This is a genomic window from Actinomyces sp., from assembly GCF_030524025.1.
GTDB lineage: Bacteria > Actinomycetota > Actinomycetes > Actinomycetales > Actinomycetaceae > Actinomyces.
This window is the reverse complement of the sequence record NZ_JAUNHI010000022.1, coordinates 1-16098: the sequence shown is the minus strand read 5'-3', so window position 1 is coordinate 16098 and position 16098 is coordinate 1. Positions and strand designations below refer to the sequence as shown.

At 74.7% G+C, this 16098-nt stretch carries 17 protein-coding genes; 8 read left to right on the top strand and 9 right to left on the bottom strand.

Annotated elements, in window-relative coordinates; translation table 11 throughout:
• The first annotated feature begins 118 nt into the window (after window positions 1-118).
• Both Q4C85_RS08810 and Q4C85_RS08805 read left to right on the top strand, forming a co-directional pair.
• Window positions 119-445, top strand: a complete 327-nt coding sequence (locus Q4C85_RS08810; protein WP_303141380.1) for a WhiB family transcriptional regulator — start codon at window positions 119-121, stop codon at window positions 443-445.
• Between the two features lie 132 nt (window positions 446-577).
• On the top strand, window positions 578-736 hold the full coding sequence (locus Q4C85_RS08805; protein ID WP_303141379.1) for a DUF4177 domain-containing protein: 159 nt from the start codon (window positions 578-580) through the stop codon (window positions 734-736).
• 86 nt (window positions 737-822) lie between these two features.
• Here the strand turns inward: Q4C85_RS08805 and Q4C85_RS08800 are convergent, their stop codons facing one another.
• Window positions 823-1500: a Crp/Fnr family transcriptional regulator gene (locus tag Q4C85_RS08800; RefSeq protein ID WP_303141377.1), complete on the bottom strand. Its 678-nt coding sequence runs from the start codon at window positions 1498-1500 to the stop codon at window positions 823-825.
• 242 nt (window positions 1501-1742) lie between these two features.
• Here Q4C85_RS08800 and nth point away from each other — a divergent pair, with 242 nt between their 5' ends.
• On the top strand, window positions 1743-2402 hold the full coding sequence (gene nth / locus Q4C85_RS08795; protein ID WP_303141375.1) for an endonuclease III: 660 nt from the start codon (window positions 1743-1745) through the stop codon (window positions 2400-2402).
• A 141-nt stretch (window positions 2403-2543) separates the two neighbouring features.
• Here nth and Q4C85_RS08790 read toward each other — a convergent pair whose 3' ends face one another.
• The 5 genes from Q4C85_RS08790 to Q4C85_RS08770 form a co-directional block, all read right to left on the bottom strand.
• Window positions 2544-3464, bottom strand: a complete 921-nt coding sequence (locus Q4C85_RS08790; RefSeq protein WP_303141374.1) for an alpha/beta fold hydrolase — start codon at window positions 3462-3464, stop codon at window positions 2544-2546.
• 96 nt (window positions 3465-3560) lie between these two features.
• Window positions 3561-3884, bottom strand: coding sequence for a branched-chain amino acid transporter permease (locus Q4C85_RS08785; protein WP_303141373.1), 324 nt, complete (start codon window positions 3882-3884; stop codon window positions 3561-3563).
• On the bottom strand, window positions 3878-4690 hold the full coding sequence (locus tag Q4C85_RS08780; protein WP_303141412.1) for an AzlC family ABC transporter permease: 813 nt from the start codon (window positions 4688-4690) through the stop codon (window positions 3878-3880). Before Q4C85_RS08780 ends, Q4C85_RS08785 begins: the two co-directional genes overlap by 7 nt.
• Window positions 4691-4803: 113 nt before the next feature.
• A complete protein-coding gene (locus Q4C85_RS08775) occupies window positions 4804-6402 on the bottom strand; it encodes a hypothetical protein (RefSeq protein WP_303141372.1) in 1599 nt (532 codons plus the stop codon).
• Between the two features lie 73 nt (window positions 6403-6475).
• Window positions 6476-7468, bottom strand: coding sequence for a hypothetical protein (locus Q4C85_RS08770; protein WP_303141371.1), 993 nt, complete (start codon window positions 7466-7468; stop codon window positions 6476-6478).
• A 59-nt stretch (window positions 7469-7527) separates the two neighbouring features.
• On the opposite strand from Q4C85_RS08770, the gene Q4C85_RS08765 reads away from it, so the two are divergent.
• Window positions 7528-8487, top strand: coding sequence for a Fic family protein (locus tag Q4C85_RS08765; protein WP_303141369.1), 960 nt, complete (start codon window positions 7528-7530; stop codon window positions 8485-8487).
• Window positions 8488-8509: 22 nt separating this feature from the next.
• Here Q4C85_RS08765 and Q4C85_RS08760 read toward each other — a convergent pair whose 3' ends face one another.
• Window positions 8510-9394 (bottom strand): HAD family phosphatase, encoded by an 885-nt coding sequence (locus Q4C85_RS08760; protein WP_303141368.1) that lies wholly within the window; start codon window positions 9392-9394, stop codon window positions 8510-8512.
• A 480-nt stretch (window positions 9395-9874) separates the two neighbouring features.
• Between Q4C85_RS08760 and Q4C85_RS08755 the strand changes: the two genes are divergently transcribed.
• From Q4C85_RS08755 to Q4C85_RS08740, 4 genes are all read left to right on the top strand, one after another.
• The gene (locus Q4C85_RS08755) at window positions 9875-10981 is read left to right on the top strand and encodes a cellulose synthase operon protein YhjQ/BcsQ (protein ID WP_303141367.1); all 1107 of its coding nucleotides are present in this window, start codon (window positions 9875-9877) and stop codon (window positions 10979-10981) included.
• Window positions 10978-12267, top strand: a complete 1290-nt coding sequence (locus Q4C85_RS08750; RefSeq protein WP_303141366.1) for a TadA family conjugal transfer-associated ATPase — start codon at window positions 10978-10980, stop codon at window positions 12265-12267. The genes Q4C85_RS08755 and Q4C85_RS08750 overlap by 4 nt, the downstream gene beginning before the upstream one ends.
• On the top strand, window positions 12264-13595 hold the full coding sequence (locus Q4C85_RS08745) for a hypothetical protein (RefSeq protein ID WP_303141365.1): 1332 nt from the start codon (window positions 12264-12266) through the stop codon (window positions 13593-13595). The genes Q4C85_RS08750 and Q4C85_RS08745 overlap by 4 nt, the downstream gene beginning before the upstream one ends.
• A 216-nt stretch (window positions 13596-13811) precedes the next feature.
• Window positions 13812-14324: a PH domain-containing protein gene (locus Q4C85_RS08740; RefSeq protein ID WP_303141364.1), complete on the top strand. Its 513-nt coding sequence runs from the start codon at window positions 13812-13814 to the stop codon at window positions 14322-14324.
• A gap of 100 nt (window positions 14325-14424) precedes the next feature.
• Here Q4C85_RS08740 and Q4C85_RS08735 read toward each other — a convergent pair whose 3' ends face one another.
• Window positions 14425-14955: a carboxymuconolactone decarboxylase family protein gene (locus Q4C85_RS08735; RefSeq protein WP_303141363.1), complete on the bottom strand. Its 531-nt coding sequence runs from the start codon at window positions 14953-14955 to the stop codon at window positions 14425-14427.
• Between the two features lie 38 nt (window positions 14956-14993).
• Window positions 14994-15575: a peroxiredoxin gene (locus Q4C85_RS08730; RefSeq protein WP_303141362.1), complete on the bottom strand. Its 582-nt coding sequence runs from the start codon at window positions 15573-15575 to the stop codon at window positions 14994-14996.
• Window positions 15576-16098: the final 523 nt, after the last annotated feature.

Genomic DNA, 16098 nt, shown 5'->3' with positions numbered 1-16098 from the left:
TCGGGGCGGGGGCCTCGGGGCAAGGATTTGGTCAATGAATGACGATTGGCATACGGTCGGAGATGTGACGCGGCTGACATGGGGGTCGGCCACCCTGGCTTGCGCATGGGAGTGAGAGATGACGACGAGCGACCAGACCTGGGCGGCTCGCGCCGCCTGTTCGGGGGGCGAGCCTGACCAGCTCTTCGGCAAGGGGGCGGAGCAGCGCGACGCCCGTTCACTGTGCTTCTCCTGCCCGGTGCGCATGGAGTGCCTGGCGGAGGCTCTGGACACCGAGTCCTCCTTCGGCGTGTGGGGCGGCCTGACCGAGCGGGAGCGTCGGGCGCTGCTGCGCCGCTTCCCCGAGGTGACGGACTGGACGGCCTGGCTGCGGCGCGAGGACGACGAGCTGGTGGCGGAGATCCACGCCCGCCGTGCCCCCAGGATCCTGGCCCGCGTCCGCTGAGCACCTTGCCCGCGTCCGCTGACGGCGTCGTCGACTCCGTGACGCCGAAGGGTGCCGTCGACGCCGTGGCCAGGCCCCGGCCGCCTACCGGACTGCTCGCCCGTGCCCGGTCAGTGCCCGTAGGCTCGGGCCATGACTACATGGGAATACGCCACCGTCCCGCTGCTCACCCACGCCACCAAGCAGATCCTCGACCAGTGGGGGGCTGACGGCTGGGAGCTGGTCCAGGTCGTCCCCGGCCCGGCCGGATCGGAGAACCTCGTCGCCTACCTCAAGCGCCCCCGCGCCTGAACGCGGCCCGCCCCGGCGCCATGTGCGGCGCCGGGGCGGGCCTGTCCGGGTGGAGGCCGTGTCGGCCCCCGGGAAGACGCTGGGCCTCAACGTGCGCGGCGGCGCAGGCGGTCGACGTCGAGCAGCGTGACCGCCCGTCCCTCCAGGCGGATCCAGCCGCGGGAGACGAACTCGGCCAGCGACTTGTTGACCGTCTCGCGGGAGGCGCCCACGAGCTGGGCGAGCTCCTCCTGGGTGAGGTCGTGGGGGACGTGCACGCCGTCCTCGGTCGGCGAGCCGAAGCGGTCGGCCAGGTCGAGCAGCGCCTTGGCCACCCGGCCCGGGACATCGGAGAAGACCAGGTCCGCCAGCGCCGTGTTCGTCCGGCGCAGGCGCTGGGCGAGGGCGCGCAGCATGTCCTTGGCCAAGGCCGGGTGGGACTCGATGAAGCCCATCAGTTGGCCGTGCTCGAGGGCGAGCAGGTCGGTGGGGGCCACGGCGGTGGCCGTGGTCGACCGCGGGCCCGGGTCGAACAGGGTCAGCTCGCCGACGACCTCGCCGGGGCCGAGCACGGCGAGGAGGTTCTCGCGGCCGTCGGCCGAGGCGTGGCCGAGCTTCACCTTGCCCGACAGCAGGATGTAGAGGCGGTCCCCCTGCTCGCCCTCGTTGAAGAGGATCTCGCCGCGCCGCAGGGTCGTCTGCGCCATCATGGCGCGCAGCTCGTCCTGCTCCTCGGAGCTCATTCCCTCGAAGAGCGGGATTCTGGAGATGATGCTGTCTTCCACGACGGTCCTCCTGTGGTGTCGTCTGCTGGGGGCCCGGTAGGCGGGCTTTCGTCTGTCCGTGTGTTCCTGACCTGCCCCATCCTGCCATGGCTTGTGACCTGTGGCACGCCGTCGAGCATTGTAGTCTTCGCGTGTCTCGGGTCAAATGAGGTCGCTGGCGCGTCGTTGCGCGAATGCGGACCGTATCACGAGCGAGGTGCCCGAGGTGCGGGTGGGGCGCCGCCGCGGATCAGGGAGGCATGATGGCGGGGAACAGGGCTGCGATGACACCCGGGCAGCGGGCGGCCGCGGTGGATGACGAGCTGATCCGCCTCTACCCCGACGCCCGCTGCGCGCTGCTCCACAGCAACGCCTTCCAGCTGCTCGTGGCCACGGTCCTGTCGGCGCAGACCACCGACGCGCGGGTCAACACGATCACCCCGGAGCTCTTCGACCGGTGGCCCGACCCGGTGGCGCTGGCCGGGGCCGACCGCGCCGAGCTCGAGGCGCTGCTGCGGCCCCTGGGGATGCAGCGCACCCGTGCCGAGCGGCTCATTGGCCTGGGCGCCGAGCTCGTGGCCGACGACGGCGGTCGGGTCCCCGCCGATGCCGCGGCCCTCCAGGCGCTGCCGGGTGTGGGGCGCAAGACCGCCAACGTCGTTCTGGGCAACGCCTTCGGTGTCCCCGCGATCACCGTCGACACCCACGTCGGGCGCCTGTCCCGGAGGCTCGGGTGGACGACGGCGACCGACCCGCGCGCCGTCGAGCGCGACATCGCCTCCCTGTGGGAGCCGTGGCGGTGGACCGACGGCTGCCACCGCCTCATCGAGCACGGGCGCGCGGTGTGCCGGGCCCGCTCCCCGCGGTGCGGCGACTGCGCCCTGGCCTCGCAGGACCTGTGTCCACGGGTGGGCGTCGCCTGAGCCAGGGGAGCGGTCGCCAGACGGGAGCCGGGAGCAGGGCCGGATGAGACGTGCCGGGCTGCCGGCGCGGGCCGGCCGAGGGGTGGCCGAGGGGCGGCCGTCCACCGGTCGCCGGAGGGGCGGCCGGGTCGGACCGGGTGCTCAGGCGGCCTCGGCCAGGAAGGGCAGGAGGACTGTGAGGAGTTCGGCGGGCGCCTCGACCTGAGGGAAGTGGCCGACCCCGCGGATCGTCGCCTGGTGAAGCCTGCCGGCCACGTGGTGGGTGTCGCGGGCGTAGGCCTGGGCGGGCTGGACGGGGTCGAGCTCGCCCTGGACGGAGAGCACGGGGACGCCGACCGGCGCGCCGAGCGCGACGGCCTCGGAGCGCGACAGGCGGGTGCGACGCACGGTCTCCAGCGCCGAGCGTGCCGCACCGGGGCGCGCCATGAGTGCGGCGTAATAGCCGGCGGACTCGGCGACCTCCGACTTCGTGCGCGGACCGGCCCAGGAGCGCAGGAGCCCCTCGACCCCCGCCGTCGTGCTCAAGGAGCGTTCCGGCAGGACGGGGAGCTTGAAGGACAGGTACTGCAGCGCCGACCCGGAGAAGGACCGGCCCCTGAGCGAGCGGACCGCGACCGGGTGCGGCGCCCCGACCGGGACGATGGCCGCCGTCGTCGACGGGGACAGCCCGGCCAGCACCCAGGCGACCTGCCCGCCCAGTCCAGAGCCCACGACGACCACCCGCTCGTGCCCCAGGGCCCGGACGACGGCCATGACGTCCTGGGCGAGGGTCACCAGGTCGTAGCCCGAGGGCGGCCGGTCCGAGCCGCCGAAGCCGCGCAGGTCCATGGCCGCCACGCGGTGCCCGGCGTCGGCCAGGCCGGGGATGATCTCCCGCCAGGTCCACCAGCACTCGGGGAAGCCGTGCAGGAGCAGAATGAGCGGGGCAGGCGGGTCGTTGGCCGCGTCGGAGGAGTCGACCACGGGGGCCTCGGGCCCGGCGAGGGCCACATGGAAACGGGTACCGCCGGCGCTCAGGTCGCGGTGGGTCCAGGGGCCGGGTCGATTGACGGTCACAGGCACGAAGGACAGCCTAGATGATCGTCTCCTCGGGGCCGGGGCCGGTCGGGGCGGTGGCGAGGAGGACGCTCCTGCGCCGGGCGGCCTCCTCAGGGTGCCTCAGGTCATGAGGAGGGAGACGGCGACGTAGACGGCCGTGCCCCCGATGAGGGACAGGGCGATGGAGCGGCGCCACAGGTGCAGGCCCGCCGTCGCACCGATCCCGGTGGCCGGGGGCAACCATGTGGCCGGGTCGAGGCTCACCTGGCCCACGGTGTAGGCCACGAGCACGATCATGACGCCCAGGGGCATCGCCGTGGACAGGAAGGAGAGCAGGGGGCTGCGGCCCCGTCCGCGCAGGAGGGCGAAGGGGGCGATCCTGCAGGCGTAGGTGATGGCCGCGACGACGACGAGGGCGATGAGGACCTGGGCCGGGTTCAGCATGGGCGGTCTGCCGGCTCGAGGGTTGCGCTTCGTCCGTCGGCGGGACCGGCCGGCGGGCCGGAGGCTCCGGGAGGCCCGGATGTCTGGGGTGGCTCGGACGCCCCGGGAGGTGCCGCTCCCCGACTCTCACGCCTCCGCCAGGCGTAGAGGGCGACCAGCCCGGCGGCCAGGATCCCGAGCCCACTGAGCAGCGCGGCGGAGCCTCCGACGGCGATGGCCACGCCCCCGGAGCACACCCCCAGGATGAGGACCGTGGGATCGGGGTGGGTCCGCCAGTTCTCAATGGCCAGGACGACGAAGAGCGCCGTCAGGACGAAGCCGAGCAGTTCGATGCGCTCCCCGACCAGGGAGGCCAGGCCTGCGCCGGCCAGCGCCCCCGCCGTCGTCCCCGTGATCCAGGCGGAGTGGCTGAGCGCCTCGACGGTCAGGATGTAGCGGCCGCTCATGGCGAGGCGGTCCTTGGAGGCCAGGAGCGCGTAGACCTCGTCGGTGATCGCGTGCACGGCGTAGAGCCGCGCCAGCCTGCCCCCGCGCACCCGGTCCAGGGGGAACCCCAGCCCGTAGAACACGTGCCTGCCCGAGACGAACACCGCCGATGCGGTGATGGCGGCCAGCGGCTCCCCGGCCGCGGCCAGGGGGACCAGGAGCATCTGCATCGTCCCGGAGTAGATGACGAGGCTCCACACCGGCGCCCACCACCAGGCCAGCCCGGAAGCGCTGAGAAGCATCCCGGCGGCCAGGCCGAGGGTGGTGTATCCGATGACGACGGGCACGGCGTCGCGGGCGCCGTCCCTCGAGCTGGTCATCGGCGCGGTGTGGGAAGAGGCGGGCACCGCCCCAGGGTACGGACCGGTGCCCGCGTGCGCGTGCTGTTCCGAGTCGTGGTGGTCGTTGACGGCGGCCGTTGACGGCCGTCGGCTCAGGCGGCGTGCCGCCCCCGGATGATGACCTCCTGCTCGCGGCGTCCGGCCCGCCGGGCCGAGTGGGACACCCACCCCACCATGAGCATGAACAGGCCGAAGGCGAGGAACTTGCCGGTGACCGCGTCGGTCCACAGGTAGGCGGCGAGGTCGGCCCCGAGGTCGGAGTGGATGGTGAGACGCTCCAGCGTCGGGGTGAGCGCACTGCTGAGCACGCTGGGGAGCGCGACGGCGACCACCCCGATGAGGGTCGACAGCACACCGACGACGGTGACACCGAGGCTGGAGCGCCGCGCCGTCCACAGGGCCACGACCAGGGCGCAGGCGCCGATGGCGAGGGCCGTCAGCGCGCCGGCGTGGATGGAGAAGCGCAGCGGGTCCCCCGCCTCGACCGCCCGGGCGGCGCCCAGGTGGAGGAAGTACCAGGACACGGGCAGTGCGACGATCGACACGAGGACGCCGGCCCAGTGCGACCCGGCGCGCGACTGCGGCTGCCCCAGGGTCACCGAGCCGTCGAGCAGGACCTCGTCCTCGCTGCGCTCGGTGCTCACGTGCCGGCCGTGTCCGACGGCGCGGTGCGACCGCGCTGCGGCCTCGGGCTGGTCGGGCTCGGTGGGCTCGAGGGGGGTGCCGGGTGCGACGGGTTGGCCGGGTTTGACGGAGCTGGGGGGCTCTGCCGGCTTGAGGGGGGTGCCGGGTGCGACGGGTTGGCCGGGTTCGGCGGGCTTGACAGCGCCGGCGGGCCGGCGGGATGGCGTGTCCGCGGCCCGCCGGCCATCGGCCGCCGTCGGGGAGGCTGAGGCAGCAGGCGGCACCGGGCTCCTCGCGGTGTCCCGGGCCTCGCGCTGGGATACGGGCTGGGTGACCGCCTCGGATGCGGCCCCGGTGGAGGGCCCCGTGGCCTCGGGGGGTTCGGAGGGCAGCAGCGACCGGCGGCGCACGGCGGTGTCTCCGGTCTCCCGGTGCGGGGCGAGGTGCTGGGGGCGTGCCGGGGACGCGGCGTCGGTGAGGTCAGTGGGCTCGCGCGGCTCGGCGGCGGGCTCGCGCGGTTCAGTGGAGCCAGTGGTTCCACGTGCCTGGGCGGCGTCGGCAGCTCCACGTGCCTGGGCGGCGTCAGGGGACTGGCCGGAGTCACGGGCCTGAGCGGCGTCGGCGGTCTCAGTAGTGGCGGCGGCCGACGGCACCGGCTGGGCCTTGCCGACCGGGGCCGGAGCGACCGGTGCGGCGGAGGCGCGGGGTGGTGCGACCGACTCGGGGGCGGCCTGCTGGGTCGTGGGTGCCGCGGTCGGGTCCTGGTCCTCCCGCGGTGCCGTCGAGGGCACGGGCCGGGCGGAGCCGACCGGGGCCGGAGCGACCGGCTCGGGTGCGGCCTGCGGTGCGGACTCCTCGGGGGTCGTCGCATCGACCGCGGCGCCCATGGGCCCGTCCAGGGGAGTCGTGGCGGCGCTGTCCCAGTCGGCCCGGGCGGCAGCGGACGCAGCCTCTTGCTGGGCGGAGCCGGCCCCGGTGCCGAGTTCCTCGGAGTCCTCGGGATCCGGCGAGCCAGGGACGGCTCCCTCGGGGGCGTCAGTGGGGGTGGTGGTGCTCTCGGTACTCACATGACCTCCTTCAGGCTGTCCCACGGTAGCGGTATGCCGTACCCATGGCGTGCAGGCGTGCCGGTCCGGGGGCTCAGGTGCCCGGTCGGGCCAGGCCGAGGGGCGGCGTCGTCGGGTCCTGGGGCCGGCGCTCGGCAAGCACCTCGGTCCGGCCCTGACGACGTGCCAAGTGGGCTCCCCAGCCCAGCGCCATGAGCAGCAGGCCCGAGCAGATCAGTGTGAGGGCCCTGGGGTCGCCGGGCAGCCAGTCGGCGACCGCCCCCTGGCCGGGCAGGCCGGGGCGCGCCACCGTCAGGAGGGCCGGCAGCCCCGCGAGGACGAGCAACGGTCCGATCGCCCGGGCCCCGAGGCTCGACCGGCCGGTGATCGCCGTGCCCGCCGCCACCGCGCCCCACGTGCACACTGCGCCCGCCCAGGTGCCCGGGCCCGCGGTGCCCGCAAGCACCTGGGCATTGTCCTCGCGCAGCACGACCACGGCGATGAGAGCAGCGGCGAGAGTCAGTGGCAGAGAGACGATGTGATCCCGGCGTCGTGAGGGCGGGGCCGCCGGGGTCCTGCCCACGGTCCGGTCGTGCGCCGCCAGACGTGCCGCAAGGCGGGCCTCGGCCCTGCCCGCCCGCCGGGCGTGGCGCATTCCCCACGCGCCCCCGATGAGGAGAGCGGAGAGGACGGGGACGACGCCCGTGTGGACCAGATCGAGGAGCCAGGCGGCCGTGTTGGAGGAGCCGGCCTGAGAGCGGGCCGCCAGCACAGGTAGAGCGATGAGGGCGAGGGCCCCCGCCACGAGCCCTCCCAGGGAGGAACGCGCCGCGAACAGTGCCTGCGCGCAGGCCGACACGACGAGCATGAGCACGACAGGTGCGGTAGCCAGGAGGAGGCGGCCCTCGTTCGCGCCCTGGAGAGCCAGGGCGATGAGGACGAGCACGAGGGGGGTCAGGGCGAGCCCGGCCACGGCAGACACGATGTGGTCGCCCCGACGCGAGCGGGGTGCCAGGGGCAGGCCGCCGGCCGGGGTGGGGGACGCGGCGCCGGCGGCGGGAGGGCTCGACGTGGTTCGGGGGCTCACGGCTGCGAGCCTAGATGATTGATTCCCAGGGGTGGGGTGGGCGGTTCGCTACAGTGGGCATGGTGACAAGGATGGTGGTGGGTCTGGGAGCACGGCCCGGTGGCGGGCCTCGGCGGGGACGGTCCGGGTCTGGCGGGCTCGTCGCCGCCCTGCGGGCGCTGGCCGCCGATCCGCAGGTGGTCCGGGCCGAGGAGGCGTTGCGGGACGCCTCCGCCGAACTGCGGTGGAACGAGGCCCTGCGGCGCCGGTGGCGGGAGGCGCGGGCGGAGGCAGCGGTGCGCTCGGCGGTCGCCTCGGCCGCTGTCGAGGGCGCCGTCGTGCCTGTCGAGACCCTGCGCGAGGCCGTCGCGGGACGGGGCCTGGGCCATGCCCTCACCGGTGACCCCGCCCTCGATGCCGCCGCCGGCCTGTGGCGCGCCGGCGTGCGCCTGACGACCTGGATGCCCGACCTGCGCGGGGCGGGGCGGCCCGTCCCACCCGGGGCTCGGGCGCTGCTGGCCTCCCTCCACCGCGACGTCGTCGGCCCGTTGGCGGCCTCCGGACGGATCGGATGGGACGAGGTGGCCGTGCCTCGGGAGCCGGGGACGGCCCCCCGCGAGGCCGGCCCGCTCGCCTCTCCCGACGCCTCTGCCGACGACGCCGGCCTGCGCGACCGGCTGGCGGGGCTGCTGGCGCTCCTCGAGGCCGAGGAGGCGCCCGCGCTGGTGCGGGCCGCGGTCGTCCACGGCGAGATGCTCACGGTGCGGCCCTTCACGGCAGGCAATGCGGCGGTCGGCCGGCTACTGGCGCGCCACCTCGTGACCCGCGACGGCCTCGAGCCCACGGGCACGGCGGTGCCCGACCTTTACGCCGCCCGCGCACCGGGGGCCTACGCCCAGGCGGCCGCCGCCTACGCCTCGGGTGCTCCGGAGGGAGTGACGGCCTGGGTCGTGTGGCAGGCCGAGGCGCTGCTCATGGGGATCGAGGAGGCCCGCTCGGTGTGCCGGGCCGTCCAGGCGGGCACGACGCGCGGCGCCTGAGCGACCGGGCGAGCGCCTCCGGTCACCGGTGCCCGGCTGGCCGGTAGACGAGGTAGGCGGCGGTGCCGACCGCGGCGGAGACCGTGAGCACGATGCCCACGCCCAGGGCCACGGCCGTGGCCGAGGGGCGGGGGAGTGCTCGCTCCCGGTCGCCGGCCCACGGTCGGGGCGGCTGGAAGGGGTGGCGCAGGTCGACCGGGCGGGTGAAGTCCTGGACGGGCCACCCTGCGTCCATGGCCAGGCGTCGCAGCTCGCGGTCGGGGTTGACGGCCACCGGGTGCCCGACCGCCTCGAGCATCGGCCGGTCGGAGATCGAGTCCGAGTAGGCCCAGGAGCGCTCCAGGCTGATGCCATGCGCCGCGGCGTCGGCGGCGAGCGCGTCGACCTTGGCGCCGTGCAGCAGGCAGTGGGCGATCCGTCCGGTGAACCGGCCCTCCTCGTCGACCTCCATGCGCGTGGCCACGGCCCGGTCGGCCCCGACGAGCTCGGCGATCGGCTCGACCATCTCGGCCCCCGAGGCGGAGACGACGACGATGTCGTGACCGGCGCGGCGGTGCGCCTCGATGAGGTCGAGGGCCTCGGCGTAGACCGCGGGCGCGATGGCGGTCGCCAGGGCCTCGCGGACGACCTCCTGGAACCGGGAGCGCTCGACGCCGGCCGACATGCGGGCGAGCCGGGTCATGAGGCGCGCCGTGTGGCCCTCGTCGGCGCCCACGAGGAGGTAGGGCAGCTGGGCGACGACACCACGGGCCAGGGAGGCCGTCGAGATGATGCCGCTGCGGCGCATCGGCGTGCCCAGGGCCAGGGTGGTCGAGGTCGCCAGGATGGTCTTGTCCAGGTCGAAGTAGGCGGCTGTGCGCCTCCCGGTGCGCTCGGCGCGGGTCCGGGGTGTGGTCGGTTCGTCCATGAGCGCTCCTGTCTGCGGCTCTCTGCAGCGGCCATGCCCTGACGTCACAGAGCCTAGATGATGGGCGCAACGGGTGAGGTGCCGGACAGCGGGCCTGGGAGGCGTCCTGGGCCGGCGGCGTGACAGCAAACGCGTGAGGTCGACAGGAAACGCCTGAGGTCGCACGCCAGGCGTGCGACCTCACCGGTTAGCAGACGACCTCACAGTCCTGGTGTGGGACTTGACCGTTATCAGCTCCTCCGGGACGACAGGCGCCGGGTGCTGGGCACCGGGCTGCGCGAGATCGCCGATGGGCGCAGGGCGCGGGAGATCTCTGGAGCGCTCGCAACTTGGTTGCTAGTGCCGCTGCGGGGTGCACAGAGGGGTCGTTCGGCCTCGCCATCCACAGGTCGGAGCCGGCTCTCGTGCGCGGGGGTGCCCGGCGCCTCACGCTGGTGGGAACCGCCCCGCAGCCGGCGGGCAGCGACCCAGGAGCGCCTCATGGACGACCTCAGGCCCGACACACCACCTGCCCTGGCACCCGGTGTACGGGTGCTGCTCCCCGCCGGCCCGGCCGGGTCCTCCCACGCCGACGGCGGCGCCGACCCCGACATCGACCAGCTCGTGCGTGCCTGCACCGCGCACGCTCCCCATTCCTGCCCGCTCGGCGCCGATCCGCTGGCCGAGGCACACCGCCTCCTCGAGGGCATCGGGGTGGAGGCGGTCGTCGTCCTCCAGCCGCCGGGATCGACCCCGATCGACCAGGTGCCGACGGGCGAGCGCATCGTCGTCGGCAGCCTGGAGCAGTGCACCGGACCGGAGGGGGCCGACGCGCTCGTCGCCCTGCTCCTGGCCGCCCAGGACCCGCCCCGCGCCCGTGTCGTGGTCCTGATCGGAGCCCGCGGGGGCCTGGGGACGAGCACCTTCCTGCTCCACGTGGCGCGGTCCTGCTCCGCCCGGGGGCCACGGGTCGCCCTCCTGGACTGCGATCCCGCGGGTGGTCTTGGCCTGCTCATCGGCTCGGACCTCCTGCCGGGTCTGCACTGGGCCGACCTGCCCGACCGGGAGGCCGCCTTCAGGCCCGAGAGGCTGGTCAGCGTCCTGCCCACCTGGATCGGCATGCCCGTGCTGACCGGAGACGGGCGTGGCGGTCCGGCCGCGCCCGAGGCGGTGGCCCCCGCGCTCGAGGCCCTGCGCGCCCGGCACGACCTCGTCATCGTCGATCTTCCCCGCGGCGCCCCCGTGCCCCCGGGATCCACCGTCCTGCTCGTGTCGGCCCTCGACCTGCGCTCGGCCGTCGCCGCCGAGGCGCTGGCCGCCCGCCTCCGGCGGGCCGGCGGCCCCGGTGAGCTCCATCTCCTTGTGCGCCTCGACGGCGAGGACGTCTCGGCCGAGGAGCTGAGCGCCATGGTCGGCGCCCCGGTGCTGGCCACCTTCGTGCGTGAGCGCTCGATCGCCCAGCGCATCGCCCACGGCGATGACCCCACCCGCGGTCGGGGTCGCCTACGCGTCCAGGCCAGGCGCGTGGCCGCCCGGGTCCTCGAGACCGTCGGCGCTCTGGAGCCCCCGGCTCAGGCCGACGGCGCAGGCCCCGGGAGCACGTCATGACCACCGTGAACGGCCCGGGAGGGCCGGCGCCCCACGGCACGGCCCTCGAGGCCGAGCGGCGGGGCGTCGAGGTGGCGCGCGTGCGTCGGGCGCTGGCCCGCGGCGCCTCCCTCGATGCGGCGCTCGGGGCCGGGGCCGAGCCGACCACCGGCGCGGGCGGGCTGGCCCGCCTGAGCAGGACGGTGCGGGCCGAGGTCGAGGGCGCCGGTCCGGTCCTCCAGCCGCTGCTCGACACCGACGGGGTCACCGACGTGCTCGTCGGGGGCGGGCGCATATGGATCGACCGCGGCCAGGGGCTCGAGGAGGTCGAGGAGGCCGCCCTGGGCGAGCCGGAGGCGCGGGCCCTGGCCGTGCGGATGGCCGCCGCCTGCGGGCGCCGCCTTGACGACGCCTGCGCCGTGGTCGACGCCACCCTGCCCGACGGCACCCGGCTCAACGCCGTCCTGCCGCCACTGAGCGCCGACGGCACCCTGATCTGCCTGCGCACCTCGCGGCGTCGGGCCTTCACCCTGGCCGAGCTCGTCGAGGCCGGCACGCTCGCCCCGGGGCTCGACCTCGTCCTGGCCGCCCTGGTCTCGGCCCGCGCCTCCTGCCTGGTGACCGGAGCCACCGGGACGGGCAAGACGACGCTCCTGGCGGCCCTGCTCGGGCTGGTGCCTGCCACCGAACGGATCGTGTGCATCGAGGAGGCCAGCGAGCTGCGCCCCGCCCACCCCCACGTCATCCACCTCCAGGAGCGCGGTGACAACGTGCAGAACGTCGGCGCCGTCCCCATGACCGCCCTCGTGCGCACCGCCCTGCGCATGCGCCCGGACCGGATCGTGCTCGGAGAGTGCCGCGGCCCGGAGGTCCGCGACGTGCTGACCGCCCTCAACACCGGCCACGAGGGCGGGTGGGCGACCCTGCACGCCAACTCCCCCGGTGACGTCCCGGCGCGCTTGACAGCGCTGGGAGCCCTGGCCGGCCTGAGCGAGCAGGCGGTGGCCGCCCAGGCCGCCAGCGCCCTCGACGCCGTCGTTCACCTGCGCCGGACCGCCTCCGGTCCCGGCCCGGCCCGGGCGCGACGGTACGTCTCCGCGGTCGGGGTGCTGCGGCGCGCCGGTTCTGGCGCCCTGCTGTGCGACGACGCGATCCTCATCGACCCCGGCGGGCGCATGAGCGCGGGACCGGCGGTGGACCGGCTCATCGACCGCCTGGGCGCGGCCGCGGTCGGGGCCGCCGTGCCCGGGCCTGTCGATCCGGAGCGGGGCGGGCGCGCGAGCCCAGGCGGGCAGGGGGAGCCGTGAGCGCAGAGTCCCTTCTCGTCGGTGTCCTCGTCGCCCTGGCGGTGGCCGTTCTGCTCATGCCCGCACGCCGGCCCGGGCCGCAGCCGCGCGGGCCGGACCGGCCGCCGGAGCGCCGGCCCGGTCCGCGTGAACCGGTCGACATCGGGCTGCTGCTCATCGAGGTTGCGACCCTGCTGCGCGCCGGCGCCACGCCCCAGCGGGCCTGGTCCCGGGCCCTGGGTCGCGCCGGGATCCACGAGGGCGCCGAACCGGGCGAGGACGGCGTCCCGCCCGCGCTCCGTGCGCTCGGGGTGCCGGCTGGTCCCTGGTGGACCCGGCCACCGGCCGGCCGTGTGGGTGTGCCGGGCCACCGGGCGGGGCGGCGACGGCGCGCCGAGCTGCAGCGCGCCGCCCGCGCCGCCGTGCCCGGGGCGGTGGCGGCCTGCCGCCTGACCGCCGCCCTCGGCGCGCCCTTGGCGGGGGTCCTCGAGGAGGTCGCTGGTGGTGTGGCGGAGTCGGGCAGGGCCGAGTCCTCGCGGCGCGTCGCCCTGGCGGGGCCCTGTGCCACCGCCCGGCTGCTCGCAGCGCTGCCGCTGGCCGGCCTGGGCTTGGGGGCGCTCGTGGGGGCTCGCCCCCACGAGGTGCCTCTCGACGGCGGCCGGGGGAGCACCCTGGGGGTGCTCGGGCTCGTGCTCGTCGCGGTCGGGCACGTGCTGACCAGGCGCCTGGTCGCCGCAGCGGTCGCACAGGCGGCCGTTGTCGATGAGGCACTGGTCATCGACCTCGCCTCGGCGGCGCTCGAGGCCGGCGCCTCCCTCCCGGGAACCCTGCAGGCCCTCGGGTCGGCCCTGGGGGATGATGACCTTGTCGTCGTGGGCCGGGCGCTGCTGCTCGGCGCCTCCTGGGATGAGGCGTGGCGGGCGGCCGACCCCGGGGAGCAGGAGGTGGCGGCCGTCAGCCGCCCGAGGCGCGGTGACCGCAGCGCCGCGGCGCCGCGAGGCCGGACCCGGAGCGGCACGGCACGGGGCGCGGCGCCCGGGAGGTCCCGGCCGGCCCGACGCGTCGGCGGGCCGCTGCGGGGACCGGTTCCCCCGCCCTGCCGGGAGCGCTGGTCCCGCCTCGAGGGCTGCCTGCGGCCCGGGTGGGAGGACGGCGCCTCCCCCGGCCCGCTGCTGGCCGGCACAGCCGCCGCCCTGCGGGCCAGTCGCCGCGCCCAGGACGAGGAGGCGGCTGAGCGCCTGGCCGTGCGCCTCGTCCTGCCCCTGGGGGCCTGCTCCCTGCCTGCCTTCATCATCCTGGGCATCGTGCCGGTGGTCCTCAGCGTCGGAGCGGACATGCTGGCCCGCTGACGGGTCCTGGCTCGCCGGCCGGGGGGCTGAGTCAGCTCGGGGGTGCGCTCCCGTCCGAAGGCTCCGGTCAACCGCCCGGTCGGCGACCGGACGCGACCCCCGGATGCGCGGCGTCGTCGTAGGTGGCCGGATCCGCGCTGTCGGGCACTGGGCGCCGGGGACAGGTGCCCTGCCGCCGGGTGCCGTAGAGGCGCGGGGCCATGGCACGATGGGCCCATGGCTCTGTCGAACAAGCTGCTCAGCCGCGACGAGGTCGTGGTGCGGCACATGCACACCCACCCCAAGGTGCTCCTGTGGAGGATCGTGGGGTGGGTCGTCCTGCTCGCCGCCGCCACAGCGGTCTCGGTCCTCGTGCCCGAGTCCTGGTCGCCGTGGGGGCTCGTCGCGCTGTGGGTCGCCGTGCTCGTGGTCTCGGTGCCTCTGCTGGCCCTGCCGTGGCTGCGTTGGGTGACCACCACCTACACCGTGACCTCCAAGCGGGTCATCACCCGCTCGGGCATCCTCAACAAGTCGGGGCACGACCTGCCGCTGACCCGGATCAGCGACGTCCAGCAGGACCGCACGGTCACCGACCGGATCTTCGGCTGCGGCACGCTGAGCCTGCAGACCAGCTCGGACGACCCCCTGCTCCTTGTCGACGTCCCCAGGGTCCAGATGGTTCAGCTCGAGATCTCCAACCTCCTGTTCAACGACGTCCAGGGCGCCGTCGACGCCGATCCCGAGAACTGACGGCCCACCCCGTACGAGTCCCCATACGAGCCGGGGCCCGGCGAGCGCTCATGTCGCGCTCGCCGGGCCCCGTGGACGTGGGCGGAGGTGGGCCGTCGGCTCAGCCGAGGGCCTCGACGGCCTCCACGGCCTGGGCCACCCCGGCCAGCGTGCCGGCGATGCGCAGCGACTCCCAGACCTGCTCGGTGGACAGACCCTCGGCGCGGACGGTGGCCTCGTGGGAGGCCACGCACTTCTCGCAGCCGTTGATGCTGGACACCGCCAGGCTCCACAGCTCGAAGTCGACCTTGTCGACCCCGCCGGAGGTGCCGATGATGTTCATGCGCAGGCCCATGCGCTCGTTGTCGTAGGCGCCGGCCAGGAAGTGGCGGGCCCGGTAGACGACGTTGTTCATCGCCATGATGGAGGCCGCGCCGAGAGCGGCGTCGTAGGCGGCCTCGCTCAGGTGCTCCTTGGCCTCCTCGGCCACCTGGACGAGGACCGACTCGTTGCGGGTCGCGGCCGCAGTGGCCAGGAAGGTCCCCCACTGCTGCTGCTCGGTCAGGGTTGTGGAGCGGGTGAGCGTCGACAGGTTGAGGGACAGGTCCTTGGCCCACTCGGGCAGGGCGGCGCGCAGCGTCGCGATCGTCATGGTGTCTCCTTGGTCGTCGGTGGTGCTGGCGGGTCCGCTCAGCGGGTCATCTCGTCCAGCACGTCGATGGTGGCGGCGCCGGCCTTCCAGTTGCAGGCGCACAGCTCGTCGGACTGCAGGGCGTCGAGCTGGCGGAGCACCTCCTCGGTGTTGCGGCCCACGGACTCGGCGGTCACCGACACCGACTGGATGACGTTGTTCGGGTCGACGATGAAGGTGGCCCGGTCGGCCTCGCCGGTGACCCGCTTGATGCCGAGGGCCTCAACGAGCTCGCGGCCGAGGTCGCTGGCCATGGGGAAGGGCAGGTCCTGGAGCTTGTCGTGGCTGCGGCGCCAGGCGTAGTGGGTGAACTCGTTGTCCACCGACACGCCCAGGACCTCGCAGTCGCGGTCCTTGAACTCCTCGTAGAGGTCGCCGAAGGCAGCGATCTCGGTGGGGCACACGAAGGTCAAGTCCTTGGGCCAGAAGAACACGACGCGCCAGGTTCCCTCGGGGACCTCCGAGGACACGGTCGTGAAGTAGTCCTCGGGGCGTGCGGCGTCGACGTCCTTGAGGTTGCCGGGGATGACGGCGGTCAGGTTATAGCTGGGGAACTGGTCACCGATGGTGAGGACAGGCATGCTGAAGGCTCCTGGTCGTGGTTGGTGTCGAGCGTGGTCGTGGTTCGTGTGGAACGTGCTCGGGGCCCGGCGGCGGTTCGTGGTCGGCTCCGCAGCGGGCGGGTCAGGGTGGACAGCAGCAACGCTAGAGAGCCCCACGCAAGAGGGGCAACCATCGTTCAACCTATTAGATGATAGATAGTCCTTAAATCAAGTGGTGGTGCGCTCTTGTGCTCGAATGTCGGACGGCGGCTTCGCCAGGCGCTGAAAGGGTGTGCTCCGTCCCGTGCACGGCGGTGTCGTCCTCGGTCGTCTCCCGGCGGTTCCCCAGGACGCCCGGGGAGCGATGGACGGTATCCGGGGCAAGCGCCCGGCGGTGCATCGGGGGCGCATGGCGGAGCCGGGAAGGAGTGGTCACCGGGTCGAGAGTCGTTGGTTGAGTCCGGGGCTCGGTAGGTGAGTCCGGGGATCCGCGGTGATTCCGGGGGTGTCGGCCCCGGAATCACCGCAGATCCCCGCTTTGACCGACGCAGCCCCGGACTCA

Bases quoted from the DNA above. Each gene is read 5' to 3' on its own strand.
- Q4C85_RS08765 (WP_303141369.1), top strand. From the start codon at position 7,528: ATGGTGACAAGGATGGTGGTGGGTCTGGGAGCACGGCCCGGTGGCGGG.
- Q4C85_RS08735 (WP_303141363.1), bottom strand. From the start codon at position 14,955: ATGACGATCGCGACGCTGCGCGCCGCCCTGCCCGAGTGGGCCAAGGAC.
- Q4C85_RS08805 (WP_303141379.1), top strand. From the start codon at position 578: ATGACTACATGGGAATACGCCACCGTCCCGCTGCTCACCCACGCCACC.
- Q4C85_RS08755 (WP_303141367.1), top strand. From the start codon at position 9,875: ATGGACGACCTCAGGCCCGACACACCACCTGCCCTGGCACCCGGTGTA.
- Q4C85_RS08750 (WP_303141366.1), top strand. From the start codon at position 10,978: ATGACCACCGTGAACGGCCCGGGAGGGCCGGCGCCCCACGGCACGGCC.
- Q4C85_RS08780 (WP_303141412.1), bottom strand. From the start codon at position 4,690: ATGACCAGCTCGAGGGACGGCGCCCGCGACGCCGTGCCCGTCGTCATC.
- Q4C85_RS08760 (WP_303141368.1), bottom strand. From the start codon at position 9,394: ATGGACGAACCGACCACACCCCGGACCCGCGCCGAGCGCACCGGGAGG.
- Q4C85_RS08785 (WP_303141373.1), bottom strand. From the start codon at position 3,884: ATGCTGAACCCGGCCCAGGTCCTCATCGCCCTCGTCGTCGTCGCGGCC.
- Q4C85_RS08730 (WP_303141362.1), bottom strand. From the start codon at position 15,575: ATGCCTGTCCTCACCATCGGTGACCAGTTCCCCAGCTATAACCTGACC.
- Q4C85_RS08810 (WP_303141380.1), top strand. From the start codon at position 119: ATGACGACGAGCGACCAGACCTGGGCGGCTCGCGCCGCCTGTTCGGGG.
- Q4C85_RS08740 (WP_303141364.1), top strand. From the start codon at position 13,812: ATGGCTCTGTCGAACAAGCTGCTCAGCCGCGACGAGGTCGTGGTGCGG.
- nth (WP_303141375.1), top strand. From the start codon at position 1,743: ATGGCGGGGAACAGGGCTGCGATGACACCCGGGCAGCGGGCGGCCGCG.